Annotated in this window: 14 protein-coding genes; 9 read left to right on the plus strand and 5 right to left on the minus strand. The window is 73.3% G+C overall.

Annotated elements, in window-relative coordinates; all coding sequences use genetic code 11:
* Positions 1–7: 7 nt before the first annotated feature.
* Positions 8–409 carry a MarR family winged helix-turn-helix transcriptional regulator gene (locus tag FHX32_RS01915; RefSeq protein ID WP_167182076.1) on the minus strand — a complete coding sequence of 134 codons (402 nt, stop codon included), beginning with the start codon at positions 407–409 and terminating at the stop codon, positions 8–10.
* Between the two features lie 166 nt (positions 410–575).
* Positions 576–2,009, minus strand: coding sequence for an MFS transporter (locus FHX32_RS01920; protein WP_167178916.1), 1,434 nt, complete (start codon positions 2,007–2,009; stop codon positions 576–578).
* A gap of 77 nt (positions 2,010–2,086) precedes the next feature.
* Between FHX32_RS01920 and FHX32_RS01925 the strand changes: the two genes are divergently transcribed.
* From FHX32_RS01925 to FHX32_RS01945, 5 genes are all read left to right on the plus strand, one after another.
* Positions 2,087–2,866, plus strand: a complete 780-nt coding sequence (locus tag FHX32_RS01925; protein ID WP_167178918.1) for an AraC family transcriptional regulator — start codon at positions 2,087–2,089, stop codon at positions 2,864–2,866.
* Positions 2,867–2,945: 79 nt separating this feature from the next.
* Positions 2,946–3,425, plus strand: a complete 480-nt coding sequence (locus FHX32_RS01930; RefSeq protein ID WP_167178920.1) for a MarR family transcriptional regulator — start codon at positions 2,946–2,948, stop codon at positions 3,423–3,425.
* Positions 3,418–4,329 carry an ABC transporter ATP-binding protein gene (locus FHX32_RS01935; protein ID WP_167178921.1) on the plus strand — a complete coding sequence of 304 codons (912 nt, stop codon included), beginning with the start codon at positions 3,418–3,420 and terminating at the stop codon, positions 4,327–4,329. The genes FHX32_RS01930 and FHX32_RS01935 overlap by 8 nt, the downstream gene beginning before the upstream one ends.
* Positions 4,316–5,113 carry an ABC transporter permease subunit gene (locus FHX32_RS01940; protein ID WP_486480871.1) on the plus strand — a complete coding sequence of 266 codons (798 nt, stop codon included), beginning with the start codon at positions 4,316–4,318 and terminating at the stop codon, positions 5,111–5,113. Before FHX32_RS01935 ends, FHX32_RS01940 begins: the two co-directional genes overlap by 14 nt.
* 125 nt (positions 5,114–5,238) lie before the next feature.
* Complete coding sequence (locus FHX32_RS01945) at positions 5,239–6,912, plus strand: alkaline phosphatase D family protein (RefSeq protein ID WP_167178924.1); 1,674 nt, start codon at positions 5,239–5,241, stop codon at positions 6,910–6,912.
* A gap of 136 nt (positions 6,913–7,048) precedes the next feature.
* Here the strand turns inward: FHX32_RS01945 and FHX32_RS01950 are convergent, their stop codons facing one another.
* Both FHX32_RS01950 and FHX32_RS34370 read right to left on the minus strand, forming a co-directional pair.
* Positions 7,049–7,453 (minus strand): YjbQ family protein, encoded by a 405-nt coding sequence (locus FHX32_RS01950; protein ID WP_208417902.1) that lies wholly within the window; start codon positions 7,451–7,453, stop codon positions 7,049–7,051.
* A 26-nt stretch (positions 7,454–7,479) separates the two neighbouring features.
* Positions 7,480–7,905: a hypothetical protein gene (locus FHX32_RS34370; protein ID WP_208417903.1), complete on the minus strand. Its 426-nt coding sequence runs from the start codon at positions 7,903–7,905 to the stop codon at positions 7,480–7,482.
* Between the two features lie 228 nt (positions 7,906–8,133).
* On the opposite strand from FHX32_RS34370, the gene aceE reads away from it, so the two are divergent.
* Positions 8,134–10,878, plus strand: coding sequence for a pyruvate dehydrogenase (acetyl-transferring), homodimeric type (gene aceE, locus FHX32_RS01960; protein WP_167178928.1), 2,745 nt, complete (start codon positions 8,134–8,136; stop codon positions 10,876–10,878).
* A 154-nt stretch (positions 10,879–11,032) separates the two neighbouring features.
* On the opposite strand, the gene FHX32_RS01965 is transcribed toward aceE, so the two are convergent.
* The gene (locus FHX32_RS01965; RefSeq protein ID WP_167178930.1) at positions 11,033–11,479 is read right to left on the minus strand and encodes an SRPBCC family protein; all 447 of its coding nucleotides are present in this window, start codon (positions 11,477–11,479) and stop codon (positions 11,033–11,035) included.
* Between the two features lie 185 nt (positions 11,480–11,664).
* Between FHX32_RS01965 and FHX32_RS01970 the strand changes: the two genes are divergently transcribed.
* The 3 genes from FHX32_RS01970 to gltX are packed head-to-tail and all read left to right on the plus strand — an operon-like array spanning position 11,665 to position 15,747.
* Positions 11,665–13,014 carry a GH1 family beta-glucosidase gene (locus FHX32_RS01970; RefSeq protein WP_167178932.1) on the plus strand — a complete coding sequence of 450 codons (1,350 nt, stop codon included), beginning with the start codon at positions 11,665–11,667 and terminating at the stop codon, positions 13,012–13,014.
* Positions 13,011–14,288, plus strand: coding sequence for an MFS transporter (locus FHX32_RS01975; RefSeq protein WP_167178934.1), 1,278 nt, complete (start codon positions 13,011–13,013; stop codon positions 14,286–14,288). The genes FHX32_RS01970 and FHX32_RS01975 overlap by 4 nt, the downstream gene beginning before the upstream one ends.
* Before the next feature lie 49 nt (positions 14,289–14,337).
* Positions 14,338–15,747 (plus strand): glutamate--tRNA ligase, encoded by a 1,410-nt coding sequence (gene gltX / locus FHX32_RS01980; RefSeq protein ID WP_167178936.1) that lies wholly within the window; start codon positions 14,338–14,340, stop codon positions 15,745–15,747.
* Positions 15,748–15,762: the final 15 nt, after the last annotated feature.

Raw genomic sequence — 15,762 nt, forward strand, 5'->3', positions numbered from 1 at the left:
CGGCTGCTCAGTCGGTGCCGCAGGCCTCCGGGCAGCCGCCGTCGGAGACCTTCCAGACCAGGTCACGAAGGGTGGACAGTTCGTCGGTGGTGAGCCCGGCGAGCAGGCGGGAGTCGGACATCACCTCGTGCACCCGCTGCCGCATCCGGCGGCCGGTGTCGGTCACCACCAGGGTCTTCTGCCGCCGGTCGGCCGGGTCCACCTTGCGCTGCACCAGCCCGGCCTGCTCCAGCTTGTCGACCAGCGCGGTGACGTTGGAGCGGTCGCAGCGCAGCTGCTCGGCGAGGTCGCGGGCGGGCAGCGGACGGTCCGGGTCGAGCTCGTGCAGGGCCCGGGCGACCGCCGGGGTCAGCCCCAGCGCGGCGATCTCGACGTCCTGGTGGTGCCGCATGGCGGAGGCGACGTGCATGATCCGCCGCACCGCGTCCCCGGCCAGCCCGGAGCGCCGGTCCACGTCGGGCCCGGTCGAGGGAACGGTGCTCTGCGCCACGCTCCCATCCTACTTTGCCGCCAAATAGTTGAGCAGCTCCACTATTAAGCACACCCTGGTCACCCGGATGCGGCGTCCGAACCCACTACGTCGCCGACGGTGCCCGCTCCCGCCGCGACCCGTCGCGCCGGGCATCCGGCCGGTGAGCCGGCGGGGCGGCCGCCCGGCGGGAGCGGTGGGCGGCCACGGCGCCCACCAGCAGGAGAGCGGCCGTCGCCGTGGCGGCCGCCCCCGGCGACCGGGTCAGGTGAAGCCCGCCGAGGAACGCGACGCCCAGCACGGCGGCCAGCAGGGTGCCGGTGGAGACCAGCGCGGAGAGCGCCGCCGCCGCGCCGACCGGCACGGCGGCGGCCAGCCGGGCGACCAGCGGGCTGAACGCCGCGGCGTGCGCGGCGCCGCCCACCAGCAGCAACGCGGTCGCTCCCGGCCACGGCCAGCCGTCCCGGGACAGCGCCCAGATCGCCAGCACCACCACGGCCAGCACCGGCGGGCCGGCCACCGGGAGGAGGTCGCGCCACCGCCCGGGCAGTCGCGGCACGCTCAGGCCGCAGAGCGCGAAGCCGGCGGCGTACGGCAGGAAGGCCAGCCCGGCGGCGAGGGCGCTGCGTCCCAGCCCGTCCTGCAACCAGAGCGTGAGGTTGAACAGGAAGCCGGCGTAACAGCCCATCACCGTCGCGGCGGCCAGCAGACCGGTCGTCACGCCGGGCAGCCGCAGCACGGTCACGTCGAGCAGCGGCGACCCGCCGCGCCGGGCGAGCCGGTCCTCGTACCGCAGGAAGAGCCCGAGCCCGGCGGCGCCGGCGGCGGCCACGGCCGGCACCGACCACCCAGGCCACCCCAGGTCCCGGCCGAGCACCAGCGGCACCACCAGGGCGAGCATCGCGGTGGAGAGCAGCAGCACCCCGGGCGGGTCGAGCGCCTCCCGCCGATGCCCGTCCGGTGGTGCGGCGAGCACCCGCCGGCCCAGCGCCAGCAGCAGCACCCCGACCGGCACGTTGACCAGGAACGCGGCCCGCCAGGCGAGCCCGCCGAGGTCCAGGGTGACCAGCAGGCCGCCGACGATCTGCCCGGCCGCGACCCCGAGCGCCAGGATCATCGAGTACGCCCCGATGGCCCGGTTCCGGGCCGCGCCGTCGAACCGGGCCTGGATCAGCGTCAGCACCTGCGGCACGAGCAGGGCCGCGGTGGCGCCCTGGAGCACCCGGGCCACCACCAGAGCGCCCGGCCCGGGAGCCAGCCCGCAGGCGAGCGAGGTGACGGTGAAGCCGGCCAGGCCGAGCAGGAAGACCCGGCCTGGGCCGTGCCGGCTGCCCAACCGGGCGCCGGTGACCACCAGCACGGCGAAGGCCAGCGTGTAGCCGGCCAGCACCAGTTGCGCCAGCGCCGGCGGGCCGGCCAGGTCGGCCCGGATCGTCGGCGCGGCGACCGCGGCGATCGAGGTGTCCATCGAGGCCATCGCCTGCCCGGTCAGCAGGACGACGAGCAGCGCGGCACGCCGCTTCGAGGTCGACTCGCTCATGCCGGCCACCCTGCCGGCGGCCGGGCCCGCCGTCTTGTCGATCCTTGCGCCCGCCGGCGCTGGCTACCCTGGCCGGCATGCGGACCAGCACCGTGCTCGCCAGCCATCCGGACTTCCGGATCCAGGCCGTGCGCTGCCGCGACGACCACACCCGCTGGTCGGCGCCGGAGCGCAACTCCGCGTACGGGATGGTGTTCACCCGCCGCGGCGGCTTCCGCCGGCACGGACGCGGCGGCGAGGAGTACGTCGACCCGACCGTGGGCTACCTGACGGTGCCCGGCGAGGAGGAGCGCTTCGCCCACCCGGCCGGGGGCGACGACTGCACCTCGCTGCACCTGTCGGAGCGGCTGTGGCGGGACCTGTTCGCCGACCGGCCGGTGCCGGCCGTGGTGCACGTCGACGCCCGGGTCGACCTGGCCCACCGGCTGCTGCTGCGCGCCACCACCCAGCCCGACCCGGACTTCGCCGGCGCCGAGCGGCTGGTCCGGCTGGTCGCCGGGGCCACCGGGCCGGCTCCCGGCGCGCCGGAGCGGGACCGGCCGCTGGTGGCCGCGGCCCGGGCGGCGGTACGCGACGGAGCGCCCGAGGCGGCCGGACTGCTGCCGCTGGCCCGGGCCCTCGGGGTGTCGCCGTACCGGCTGAGCCGCTCCTTCCAGGCGCTGATCGGGGTGCCGCTGACCCGGTACCGCAACCGGCTGCGCGTGGGGCGGGCACTCGACCTGCTCGCCGAGGGGGCCGACCTGGCCACCGTCGCGGCGGAGTTGGGCTTCGCCGACCAGGCCCACCTGAGCCGGACGGTCCGCGCCCAGCTCGGGCAGACCCCGGGCCGGCTCCGCCACCTGCTCCGCGACGGCTGACCCCACCCGGGCTTCCGTATCGCGGCTCCGGCGCGTACTCTTCGTTCAGAACTTATTGAACGTTCGGAACGAGGAGATGATGACGGAACTGACCGCCCAGCGCCGGTACGCCGAGGACGCCGCCGTCGTCCTCAGCGGGCTCGGGCTGCCACCGGCCTACGGCAAGCTGCTCGGTTGGCTGCTGGTCTGCGACCCCCCGTGGCAGACCAGCGGGCAGCTCGCCGAGGGGCTCGGGCTCTCCAAGGGTTCGGTCAGCACCGGCATGCGGCTGCTGGAGACCAGCGGCGTGGCCCGCCGGGTGCCGGTGCCGGGCCACCGCGGCCACGCGTACGAGGTCCGGCACGACGCGATCATCCGGATCGCCGCCGACGCCACCAAGTTCCGGGCGTCCCGGGAGCTGATGGAACGCGGCCTGGCGATGGTCGGGGGTGCGGACGCCCCCGGCAGCGAACGGCTGCGCGTGATGCGCGACTTCTACGCGTTCGTCGAACGCGAGGTGCCCAAGCTCGTCGAACGCTTCGAGGCCGAATACCAGGAGAAGGGGGAGAGCGATGGCTGAGCTCGCCATCGAGACGGAGAAGCTGGTCAAGACGTACGGCCGCAACCGCGGTCTGACCGGGCTGGACCTGCGGGTCGAGCGCGGCGAGGTGTACGGGTTCCTCGGCCCCAACGGGGCCGGCAAATCCACCACCATCCGGCTGCTGCTCGACCTGATCCGCCCGACCAGCGGCCGGGTCGGCGTGCTCGGCGCGGACCCCCGTCGTGACGGGGTGGCGCTGCGCCGCCGGATCGGCTATCTGGCCGGCGACTTCGTCGTCGACGGCCGGCAGACCGCCCGCGAGCTGCTGACCTACCTGGGTAACCTGCGCGGCGGGGTGCCCCGGGCCAGGATCGAGGAGCTGGCCGACCGGCTCGACCTGGACCTCGGCCGGCGGATCAGGGGGTTGAGCAGGGGCAACCGGCAGAAGGTCGGCGTGGTGCAGGCGTTCATGCACGATCCGGAGCTGCTCATCCTCGACGAACCAACCAGTGGGCTGGACCCGTTCCTGCAACAGGAGTTCCTGTCGCTGGTGCGCGAGGCGCGGGCCGGCGGGCGGACGGTCTTCATGTCCTCGCACGTGATGAGCGAGGTGCAGCAGACCGCCGACCGGGTGGGCATCATCCGCGAGGGCCGGCTGGTGACCGTGGCCCGCGTCGAGGAGCTGCGCGAGCAGGCCGTCCGGAAGGTCGAGATCAGCTTCGCCGACCCGGTGACCGAGGCCGAGTTCGCCGACCTGCCCGGCGTCAGCGAGGTCAGCGTCACCGGCAGCACCCTGCGCTGCCGGCTGGACGGGCGGGCCGACGCGCTGGTCAAGGCCGCCGCCGGGCACACCGTGGTCGGGCTGCTCTCCGAGGAGCCGGACCTGGAGGAGATCTTCTTCGGCTACTACTCCCGCGAGGAGGGCACCCGTGTTGCTGCGTGACCCGTTCACCAAGGCGCTGCACGACGCGCGCCGGTCGCTGCTCGGCTGGACCGTGGCGATCGTCGCCGTCGGCGCCCTGTACGCCTCGTTCTGGCCGACCATGCAGTCGCCGGAGATGATGCAGGCGATGGAGTCGTACCCGGAGGGATTGCTGGAGGCGCTCAACTACAGCAACCTCACCAGCGCGGCCGGCTACCTGGGCAGTGCCGTCTACGGGCTGCTGGTCCCGTTGCTGGTCGCGGTCTTCGCCATCGCCGCCGGAACCCGGGCGGTGGCCGGCGACGAGGAGGCCGGCACCCTCGATTTGGTGCTGGCCCATCCGGTCAGCCGGGCCCGGCTCGCCCTGTTGCGCTTCGCGGCGGTGGCGGCCGGCATCGTCGCGGTGGCCGTCCTGCTCGGCCTGGCGATGGTCGCGCTGAGCGGGCCGGCGCAGTTCGACGGCATCGGCACCGGCGGCTTCGCCGCGATGACCGTGCACCTCATCCTGTTCGGAACGACCTTCGCCGCGCTCGCCTTCGCCGTCGGTGCGGCCACCGGGCGGCGGGCCGCGGCGCTCGGCGCCGGCGCCGGGGTGGGCGTGCTCGGCTACCTGGCGAACTCGGTCTTCCCGCAGGTGGAGGGGCTGACCTGGGTACGGGAGCTGTCCCCGTTCCACTGGTACCTGGGCGGCTCGCCGCTGGTCGACGGGGTGCAGCCGGCCGGCGCGCTGCTGCTGCTCGGCACCACCGCGTTGCTGGTCGCCGCCGGCACCACCGCCTTCAACCGGCGGGATATCGCCGTTTGAGCAACCCGGAAGGGCTCCTTGTTCGGCCGTTGGCGACGACGAGGAGCCCTTCCGGTCATCTTGCGGTCACCCGCGCTCGGGACGCTTCCCAGGTCGGCGAGAAACCGGACTTTGGGGAGGAATTCGTGGCACTGTCCCGACGAACGATCCTGATGAGCGGCGCGGCGCTCGGCGCCGCCGGCGCCGTCGGCCTGCCCGCGGCGGCCGGGGCGGAACCCGCCGCCGGCCCGGCGCCGTCCACCGGCACCCGGCGGCTGGCGTATCCGTTCACCCTCGGCGTGGCCTCCGGCGACCCGGACCACGAGGGCTTCGTGCTCTGGACCCGGCTGGCGCCCCGGCCGCTGGCCGGGGACGGCCTCGGCGGCATGCCGGACCGGGTCGTGCCGGTGCGGTGGGAGCTGGCCGCCGACGAGCGGTTCCGGCACGTCGTCCGGCGCGGCGTGGCCTGGGCGCGGCCCGGGTCGGCGCACAGCGTGCACGTCGAACTGGACGGGCTGCTGCCTGGCCGGGAGTACTTCTACCGGTTCCGGGCCGAGGGCCACCTCTCCCCGGTCGGCCGGACCCGCACCGCCCCCGCGCCGTGGAGCATGCCGGCCGCCCTGGCCATGGGCTTCGCCTCCTGCTCCCAGTACGAGCACGGCTACTTCACCGCCTACCGCCGGCTGGCCGAGACCGAGCCGGAACTGATCCTGCACCTGGGCGACTACCAATACGAGTACGCGCCGGACACGTACAACGCGCCCGGCGGCAACCCGCGTGACCACGAGGGCCCGGAGACCCGGACGCTGGCCAACTACCGGCAGCGGCACGCCCAGTACAAGACCGACGCCGACCTGCAGGCCGCGCACGCCGTCGCGCCGTGGGTGGTGGTCTTCGACGACCACGAGGTGGAGAACAACTGGGCCGACGAGACGCCCGAGGCGCCGGACCCGGAGTTCGCCGCCCGGCGGGCGGCGGCCTTCCAGGCGTACTACGAGAACATGCCGCTGCGGCGGACCTCCGTGCCGCGCGGCATCGACATGCAGCTCTACCGGCGGGTGCGCTGGGGCCGGTTGGCGACCTTCCACATGCTCGACACCCGGCAGTACCGGGACGACCAGGCCTGCGGTGACGGCTACCGCGACTGCGCCGCGGCCGCCGACCCGGCCCGGTCCATCACCGGCGCGGAGCAGGAGGCCTGGCTGCTGGACGGCTTCCGCCGCTCCGACGCCCGCTGGGACATCCTCGGCCAGCAGGTCTTCTTCGCCCAGCGGGACAACAACGCCGGGCCGCTGACCGTCACCAGCATGGACGCCTGGGACGGCTACGTCGCCGCCCGCGACCGGATCACCCGCGGCTGGCTGGCCGCCGGGGTCCGCAACCCGGTGGTGCTCACCGGGGACGTGCACGCGCACTGGGCCAGCGACCTGAAGCTCGACTACGCCGACCCGACCTCCCGGACGGTCGGCACCGAACTGGTCTGCTCATCGATCACCTCGGGCGGGGACGGGGCCGACTCGGCCACCGGCTCGCACCCCTGGCTGGCGTTCAACCCGCACCTGCGGTTCCAGAACAACCTGCGCGGCTACGTCCGCACCACGATCACCCCGGGTCAGCTCACCGCCGACTTCGACGTGCTGCCGTACGTGAGCCGGCCGGGCGCGCCGGCGCACACCCGGGCCCGGTTCGTCATCGAGGACCGGGTGCCGGGCCTGCACCTGACCGGGGACCACCCGCTGCCGGCCGCCGCCGCCCGCCGCTCGGCCGACACCGTCGACGAGGGCCGCCGCACCGTCGAGGCGGAAACCGCCCGCCCCTGACCACCGCCGCCCGTCCTCGGGCCACCGAGGCGGCGCACATACCGAGAAAGAGTGGCCATTCCGGCTGGGATGGCCACTCTTTCTCTGTATGTGCCGCGCCGTCGGGGTGGCGGGTGGTGGGGGGGTCTGTGGGGCGTCAGCCGGGGAGGAAGGAGAGGCGGACCTTGCGGGACGGGTTGTCGCCGTTGGTGTCGACCAGGCAGAGGGACTGCCAGGTGCCCAGCGCCAGCCGCCCGTCCAGCACCGGCAGCGTCGCGTACGGCGGGAGGAACGCGGGCAGCACGTGGTCGCGGCCGTGCCCGGCGGAGCCGTGCCGGTGCCGCCAGCGGTCGTCGGCGGGGAGCAGGTCCTCCAGCGCGGCGAGCAGGTCGTCGTCGGAGCCGGAGCCGGTCTCGATGATCGCCAGCCCGGCGGTGGCGTGCGGCACGAAGACGTGCAGCAGGCCGTCGCCCTGACCGGCGACGAATCGCTGGGCCTCGCCGGTGATGTCCCGGGCGGTGGGCCGGGAGCCGGTCTGGACGCTGATCACCTCACTATGCATACGTCGCATTCTGCCCCAGCCTGCGGTCAGTAGCTGCCGCCACCGCCGCCGGAGTCGCCGCCCCCGCCGGACCAGCCGCCGCCGGAGTCGCCGCCACCCCACCAGCCGCCGCCGGAGTCACCCCCGCCCGACAAACCGCCGCCGGACCCCGCGCCGGACCGGTCACCGGCCGGGTCGTCCCGGCCGTAGTCGCGGTCGCTGTACTCCGCGCCGACGTCCCCGCTCGGGCCGACGTACAGCGTGCCCGCCGCCGCGTCCTGCGGACGGTGCCGGCCTCGGGGACGCCGTGCGTCCCGGACCAGCCCGACCCCGAGCAGCGCCAGGGTCGCGCCCAGCGCCGCGATCATGAACGCCCCCGGTGACACCAGCCAGCCGGCCACCCCGCCGACCGCCGTGCCGACCACCCCGACGGCGGTCATCGCCCCGCCGAGCACCACCGGTCGCCATCTCATGCCGGCAGGGTAGGGAGGCCGGACAAGCCCGCCCGGCAGGCGGCCCGCAACCGATCCCCTGGCCGGCCGGATCGCCGCGGAACGTGGTCCGGCCGGCCGATTGCGCAAAGTTACTGGTGGGTACCTGTGTCGAGCGTCGCGTCTCGGGGCGGTGGACGTGACGGCAGGTGGCACCAGGGGGCAGGATGGCGCTAGAGACCTATCCCATACACAACCGAGGGAACGCCAGTGGCCACGGAACGCAAGCGCCCGGTGATCACCGCCGGTCTGCCGAGCCAGCTTCCGGACATCGACCCTGAAGAAACCAGCGAATGGGTCGAGTCGCTCGATGGTGTCATCGACGAGCGCGGAACCAAGCGCGCCCGCTACGTCATGCTGCGCCTGCTGGAGCGGGCCCGCGAGCGCCAGGTCGGGGTGCCGTCCCTGACCACCACGGACTACATCAACACCATCCCGCCGGAGCGCGAGCCGTGGTTCCCGGGTGACGAGCACGTCGAGCGGCGGATCCGGGCGTACGTCCGGTGGAACGCGGCCATGCTGGTGCACCGGGCGCAGCGCCCGGAGATCAGCGTCGGCGGGCACATCTCCACCTTCGCCAGCTCGGCCTCGCTCTACGAGGTGGGCTTCAACCACTTCTTCCGGGGCAAGAACCACCCGGGTGGCGGCGACCACATCTTCTATCAGGGCCACGCCTCCCCCGGCATGTACGCGCGGGCGTACCTCGAGGGCCGGCTCACCGAGCACCAGCTCGACGGGTTCCGCCAGGAGCTGTCCCACCCGGGCGGCGGCCTGCCGTCGTACCCGCACCCGCGGCTGATGCCGGACTTCTGGGAGTTCCCCACGGTCTCCATGGGCCTGGGCGGGCTGAACGCCATCTACCAGGCGCGGTTCAACCGCTACCTGCACCACCGGGGCATCAAGGACACCTCCGACCAGCACGTCTGGGCGTTCCTCGGCGACGGTGAGATGGACGAGCCGGAGACCCTCGGCGCGATCGGGGTGGCCGCCCGCGAGGAGCTGGACAACCTCACCTTCGTGATCAACTGCAACCTGCAGCGGCTGGACGGGCCGGTCCGCGGCAACGGCAAGGTCATGCAGGAGCTGGAGGCGTTCTTCCGGGGCGCCGGCTGGAACGTCATCAAGGTGGTCTGGGGCCGGGAGTGGGACCCGCTGCTCGCCGCGGACACCGACGGCGCGCTGGTCAACCTCATGAACACCACGCCGGACGGCGACTACCAGACCTACAAGGCGGAGTCCGGGGCGTACGTGCGCGAGCACTTCTTCGGCCGCGACCCGCGCACCCGCAAGATGGTCGAGCACCTCAGCGACGACGAGATCTGGAACCTCAAGCGGGGCGGCCACGACTACCGCAAGCTCTACGCGGCCTACAAGGCGGCGATGGAGCACACCGGGCAGCCGACGGTGATCCTGGCCAAGACGATCAAGGGCTGGACGCTCGGCTCGCACTTCGAGGCCCGCAACGCCACGCACCAGATGAAGAAGCTGACGCTGGAAGACCTCAAGACCTTCCGCGACCGGCTCTTCCTGGACATCCCGGACAAGGCGCTGGAGGAGAACCCGTACCTGCCGCCGTACTACACGCCGGGTGAGAAGTCCGACGAGATCGCCTACCTGCACGAGCGGCGCAAGCAGCTCGGCGGCTACCTGCCGTCGCGGCGCACCGAGGGCAAGCGGCTGACCATTCCCGGTCCGGAGCGGTTCTCGGACGTCAAGCGGGGCTCGGGCAAGCAGAAGGTGGCCACCACGATGGCCTTCGTCCGCCTGCTCAAGGACATCATGAAGGACAAGGAGTTCGGCAAGCGCTGGGTGCCGATCATCCCGGACGAGGCCCGCACGTTCGGCATGGACTCGCTCTTCCCCACGGCGAAGATCTACTCGCCGCACGGGCAGCGGTACACCGCCGTCGACCGGGAGCTGTTCCTGTCGTACAAGGAGGCCCTCGGCGGGCAGATCCTGCACGAGGGGATCAACGAGGCCGGCTCGGTCGCCTCGTTCACCGCCGCCGGCTCGTCGTACGCGACGCACGGCGAGCCGATGATCCCGATGTACATCTTCTACTCGATGTTCGGGTTCCAGCGCACCGGCGACGGGCTCTGGGCGGCCGCCGACCAGATGGCCCGGGGCTTCCTGCTCGGCGCCACCGCCGGCCGCACCACGCTCAACGGTGAGGGCCTCCAGCACGAGGACGGTCACTCGCATCTGCTCGCCGCCACCAACCCGGCGGTGGTCGCGTACGACCCGGCGTTCGCGTTCGAGATCGCGCACATCGTGGAGAACGGCCTGCACCGGATGTACGGCGAGGCGCAGGAGAACATCTTCTACTACCTCACCGTCTACAACGAGCCGATCCTGCAGCCGGCCGAGCCGTCCGACGTGGACGTCGAGGGGCTGCTCAAGGGCATCTACCGCTACTCCCCGGCGCCGCAGGTCGACGGCGACGCCCCGAAGGCCAACCTGCTGGCCTCGGGCACGGGCATGCAGTGGGCGCTGCGGGCGCAGCAGCTGCTCGCCCAGGACTGGGGCGTGGCCGCCGACGTCTGGTCGGTGACGTCCTGGACCGAGCTGCGCCGGGACGCGGTCGAGTGCGAGGAGCACAACCTGCTCAACCCGGGCGCCGAGCAGCGGGTGCCGTACGTCCAGCGGAAGCTGGCCGACGTCGACGGGCCGAAGATCGCGGTCAGCGACTGGATGCGCGCGGTGCCGGACCTGATCGCCCGCTGGGTACCCGGCGACTACACCTCGCTCGGCACCGACGGCTTCGGCATGTCGGACACCCGGCACGCGCTGCGCCGGCACTTCCACGTCGACGCCGAGTCGGTGGTGGTGGCGACGCTGCGGCAGCTCGCGCTCCGCGGCGTGGTGCCGGCCACCGTGCCGGCCGAGGCGGCCAAGAAGTACGCCATCGAGGACGTGACCGCCGCCCCGGTCGGCGAGACCGGCGGCGACAGCTAGGCAGCACGCGAGGAAGGGCCCGGCGCGATCCGCGTCGGGCCCTTCGTCGTCCCCGCGACCCGAGAGCGGGGCAGGCGCGATGAGGCGGTGGTCCGGTGTCCCTGGCGGGGACCCGGGCCACCGCCGTCGCGGGTGACGCCAGGACGGAGCCCGGTCAGCCGACGGCGGCCAGGTCGGTCAACCGGGCGAGCGAGTCCTCCAGGTCGGCGCCGACCCGACGCAGGCCGAGCCGGAGCAGGGCGGCCTTGACCGGGCCGGCCGGCCAGCGTACGACGATGAGCCGCACGATCGTCCCGCCCTCCTCCTCGTCGGGGGTGAGCTGGACGTAGATCTCGGTGCGCGCCTCCGCCCGGGCGCCGGCGCCCTTGGCGCGTTCGCGCCAGCCGATCAGGGTCGGCTCCTGATAGGCAATCACTTCGGCCTCATGCGCCGCGCCACGTCCGGCCTGGACCAGCTGCCGCCGCCCGAAGCCCTCCCCCGAGAGCACCTCGGCCGCGCGGACCCCCGCCAGCCAGGCCGGCAACTGCTCGGCCCGCTGCACGACGTCCCAGACCGCTTCCATCGGCGCCGCCACGTGCGCACTGCGTTCCACGAGGATCATTTCCGTCTTCCTCCAGTGAGGACATCCCACGATATCGGCACTCTATGCACAAATTCGGACTTACCTGGACGGGTTCGGAAAAGACACGCCGAAAACCATTGCCTTGTGGTCGACGAGCGCCTATGGCGTATTCACCGGCCGCGCCCTAGAGTCGCGAACACGTTTCGTGTTCACCGGGAGGGCGCATGCCGACCGAACCGATGCCCGACTTCCCCGCCGGCTTCCGCTGGGGCGTCTCGACCTCCGCCTACCAGATCGAGGGCGGCGTCGGCGCGGACGGCCGGGGACCGTCCATCTGGGACACGTTCGCGCACTCCCCGGGCCGGATCGTCGACGGCAGCACCGGTGACGTGGCGTGCGACCACTACCACCGGCACGCCGAGGACGTCGACCTGATGGCCGGACTCGGCGTCTCCGCGTACCGCTTCTCGATCGCCTGGCCCCGGGTCCAGCCCGGCGGCACCGGCGCGGCCAACCCGGCCGGGCTGGACTTCTACGACCGGCTGATCGACGACCTGCTGGCCCGCGACATCGACCCGGTCGCCACGCTGTTCCACTGGGATCTGCCGCAGCCCCTCGAGGACGCCGGCGGCTGGCTGAGCCGGGACACCGCGCACCGCTTCGCCGAGTACGCCGATTTGACCGCGGCCCGGCTCGGCGACCGGGTCAAGCTCTGGATCACGCTCAACGAGCCGTTCGTCCACATGAGCCTCGGGCACGGCATGGGCGTGCACGCGCCGGGCCGGATGCTGCTCTTCGACGCCTTCCCGGTCGCCCACCACCAGTTGCTCGGCCACGGTCTCGCGGTCGGCGCGCTGCGCGCCCGCAGCGCCAGCCCGGTCGCCATCGCCAACAACTACTCACCCGTGCGGCTGGCCGGCGAGACCGACGCCGACCGGGCCGCCGCGGCCGCGTACGAGGCGCTGCACAACCGGCTCTTCACCGACCCGCTGCTCGGCCGCGGCTACCCGGCCGGGCAGGACTTCGACCCGGCCCTGGTCCGCGACGACGACCTGGCGGTGATCGCCGCGCCGATCGACGTGCTCGGCGTCAACTACTACAACCCCACCGCGGTACGCGCCCCGGAGGAAGGCTCCCCGCTGCCGTTCGAGCTGGTGCCGCTGGACGGCTACCCGCGCACCGCCTTCGACTGGCCGGTCGCGCCGGACGGGCTGCGTGAACTGCTCGGCTGGCTGCGCGACACCTACCGCGACGACCTGCCGCCGATCGAGATCACCGAGAGCGGCTGCGCCTACGACGACGCCCCGGACGCCGCCGGGCGGGTGCCGGATCCGGAGCGGATCGCCTACCTCGACGGGCACCTGCGCGCGGTCCGGGCCGCTCTCGACGACGGGGTGGACGTGCGCGGCTACTTCGTCTGGTCGCTGCTGGACAACTGGGAGTGGGCGGAGGGCTTCACCAAGCGCTTCGGCCTGGTGCACGTCGACTTCGACACCCAGGTCCGCACCCCGAAGTCCTCGTACGCCTGGTTCCGCGACCTGATCGCGGCCGGACGCCGGACGCCGGCGGCGTGACCACCGTCGACCCGACGCCGGCCTCGCTGCCGGCGGCGCTGGCCGAGCCGACCGTCCCGGTCCGGCGCGGCTGGATCGCGCTGATCTTCGCGGCCAACCTGGGCGTGTGGATGGCCTTCTTCACCCCGATCCAGGTGCTGCTGCCACAGCAGTTGGAACGGATCGCGCCGGCCGACAAGGAGGCGGCGCTCGCGCTGGTCACCGGCCTCGGCGCGCTGGCCGCGGTGATCGCCAACCCGCTCGCCGGCGCACTGTCGGACCGGACCTGCCTGCGCCTGGGCGGCCGGGAGTTCGGCCGCCGGCACGTCTGGACCGCCGGCGGGGCGCTGCTCGGCGCGGCGGCCCTGGCGCTGCTGGCCCAGCAGCGCACCGTGCTCGGGGTGGCGCTCGGCTGGGTCGCCGCGCAGGTCTGCTTCAACGCGATGCTGGCCAGCCTCACCGCCGCGGTGCCGGACCGGGTGCCGGTCATCCAGCGCGGCGGGGTCTCCGGCTGGGTGGGCATCCCGCAGGCGCTCGGGCTGGTGCTCGGCGTGGTGCTGGTGACCGCCGTGGTGACCGGCAACGCCACCGGCTACCTGGCGGTCGCCGTGGCGGTGCTGCTGCTGGCGTTGCCGTTCACCCTGGTCACCGCCGACGACCCGCTGCCCCGCGCGCACCGGCCGGCACTGCGGCTGCGCGCGCTGCTCGCCTCGATGTGGGTCTCCCCGCGGGCCCACCCGGACTTCGGCTGGGCGTGGATCACCCGGTTCCTGGTCCAGCTCGGCAACGCCCTCGGCACCCTGTACCTGCTCTACTTCCTCACCGACCAGGTGCGGCTGGCCGACCCCGAGAACGGCCTGCTGGTGCTGATCCTGCTCTACACGGCCGGGCTGGCCGCGACCGCGGTGCTGGCCGGGCGGCTCTCCGACCGCTCCGGCCGGCGGAAGGTCTTCGTGATCGCCGCGGGCGGCATCATGGCGGTCGCGGCGCTGCTGCTCGCCGTCGCGCCGGTCTGGCCGATGGCGGTGCTCGCCGCGCTGCTGCTCGGCGCCGGCTACGGCGTCTACCTGTCGGTCGACGCCGCGCTGATCACCCAGGTGCTGCCCCGGGCCACCGACCGGGCCAAGGACCTCGGCGTGATCAACATCGCCAACTCCGCCCCGCAGGTGCTCGGTCCGGCGCTCTCCGCCCCGCTCGTGGTGCATCTGGGCGGCTATCCGGCGCTCTACGCGGTCACCGCCGCGGTCACCGTGCTGGGCAGCGTGCTGGTGCTGAAGATCCGTACGGTGCCCTGACCGGTACCCCTGGCCGAATCCGGTCGCGCCCCGCCGTAGGCTGGAGGACGTGACGGTACGTGTACGCTTCGCCCCCTCCCCGACCGGTATGTTCCACGTCGGCGGCGCCCGCTCGGCCCTGCAGAACTGGATCTACGCCAAGCAGCAGGGCGGGGTGTTCGTGCTGCGCATCGAGGACACCGACGCGGCGCGGAACAAGCCGGAGTGGACCGAGGGCATCCTCTCCGCGCTGGACTGGATCGGCATCGAGCGCGGCAGCTACGAGGGCCCCTACTTCCAGTCGCAGTACGCCGGCGAGCACCGGGCCGCCGCGGCGCGCCTGTACGAGTCGGGCCGGGCGTACTACTGCGACTGCACCCGGGAGGCGGTGCAGGCCCGCACCGGCTCGCAGTACCAGGGCTACGACGGCTTCTGCCGGGACCGTGGCCTCGGACCGGGCGAGGGCCGTGCACTGCGTTTCCGTACCCCCGACGAGGGCGAGACCGTGGTGGTCGACCTGATCCGCGGCGAGCCCACCTTCGAGAACAAGCTGATCGAGGACTTCGTCATCGCCCGCGGCGACGGTTCGCCGGTGTTCCTGCTGGCCAACGTCGTGGACGACATGACCATGGGGATCACCCACGTGATCCGGGCCGAGGAGCACCTGCCGAACACCCCGAAGCAACAGCTGCTCTGGGACGCCCTCGGGGTCAAGCCGCCGACCTGGGCGCACGTGCCGGTGGTGGTGAACGAGAAGCGGCAGAAGCTGTCCAAGCGGCGCGACAAGGTCGCCCTGGAGGCGTACCGGGACGAGGGCTACCTCGCCGCGGCGATGCGCAACTACCTGATGCTGCTCGGCTGGGCGCCCTCCGGCGACCGGGAGATCGTGCCCTGGTCGGTGATCGAGGAGGAGTTCCGGCTGGAGGAGGTCAACCCGTCGCCGGCGTTCTTCGACGAGAAGAAGCTGCGCGCGTTCAACGGCGAGTACATCCGGGCGCTGCCGATCGAGGACTTCGTCGCGGCGTGCCAGCCCTGGCTGACCGGCACCGGCACGATCGCGCCGCCGCCGTGGCAGCCGGCCGAGTTCGACGCCGGCGCGTTCGCCGCGGTGGCCCCGCTGGCGCAGACCCGGATCGCGGTGCTCAGCGAGATCGTGCCGAACGTCGACTTCCTCTTCCTCGCCTCGCCGCTGATCGACGAGGCGGCCTGGGCGAAGGCGATGAAGGAGGGCTCGGCGGAGCTGCTGGAGGCGGCGATCGCGGCGTTCGAGACGCTGGAGTCCTGGGACGCCGAGTCGCTCAAGGCCGCCCTGGAGACGGTCGGCGCGGAGCGCGGACTCAAGCTCGGCAAGGCGCAGGCCCCGGTCCGGGTCGCGGTCACCGGTCGTACCGTCGGGCTGCCGCTGTTCGAGTCGCTGGAGGTGCTCGGCCGCGAGCGCACCCTGACCCGGCTGCGCGCCGCCCGGGTCCGCCTGGTCTGACCTCGGTCGACCTCG

This window comes from Micromonospora sp. CNZ280 (assembly GCF_011759515.1).

What these genes read in the sequence shown, in the direction of transcription:
- FHX32_RS01925 (WP_167178918.1), top strand. Translation starts at nt 2,087, where the DNA reads ATGCGGACCAGCACCGTGCTCGCCAGCCATCCGGACTTCCGGATCCAG.
- FHX32_RS01965 (WP_167178930.1), bottom strand. Translation starts at nt 11,479, where the DNA reads ATGATCCTCGTGGAACGCAGTGCGCACGTGGCGGCGCCGATGGAAGCG.
- FHX32_RS01930 (WP_167178920.1), top strand. Translation starts at nt 2,946, where the DNA reads ATGACGGAACTGACCGCCCAGCGCCGGTACGCCGAGGACGCCGCCGTC.
- FHX32_RS01935 (WP_167178921.1), top strand. Translation starts at nt 3,418, where the DNA reads ATGGCTGAGCTCGCCATCGAGACGGAGAAGCTGGTCAAGACGTACGGC.
- FHX32_RS01950 (WP_208417902.1), bottom strand. Translation starts at nt 7,453, where the DNA reads ATGCATAGTGAGGTGATCAGCGTCCAGACCGGCTCCCGGCCCACCGCC.
- FHX32_RS34370 (WP_208417903.1), bottom strand. Translation starts at nt 7,905, where the DNA reads ATGAGATGGCGACCGGTGGTGCTCGGCGGGGCGATGACCGCCGTCGGG.
- FHX32_RS01970 (WP_167178932.1), top strand. Translation starts at nt 11,665, where the DNA reads ATGCCGACCGAACCGATGCCCGACTTCCCCGCCGGCTTCCGCTGGGGC.
- FHX32_RS01915 (WP_167182076.1), bottom strand. Translation starts at nt 409, where the DNA reads ATGCACGTCGCCTCCGCCATGCGGCACCACCAGGACGTCGAGATCGCC.
- FHX32_RS01920 (WP_167178916.1), bottom strand. Translation starts at nt 2,009, where the DNA reads ATGAGCGAGTCGACCTCGAAGCGGCGTGCCGCGCTGCTCGTCGTCCTG.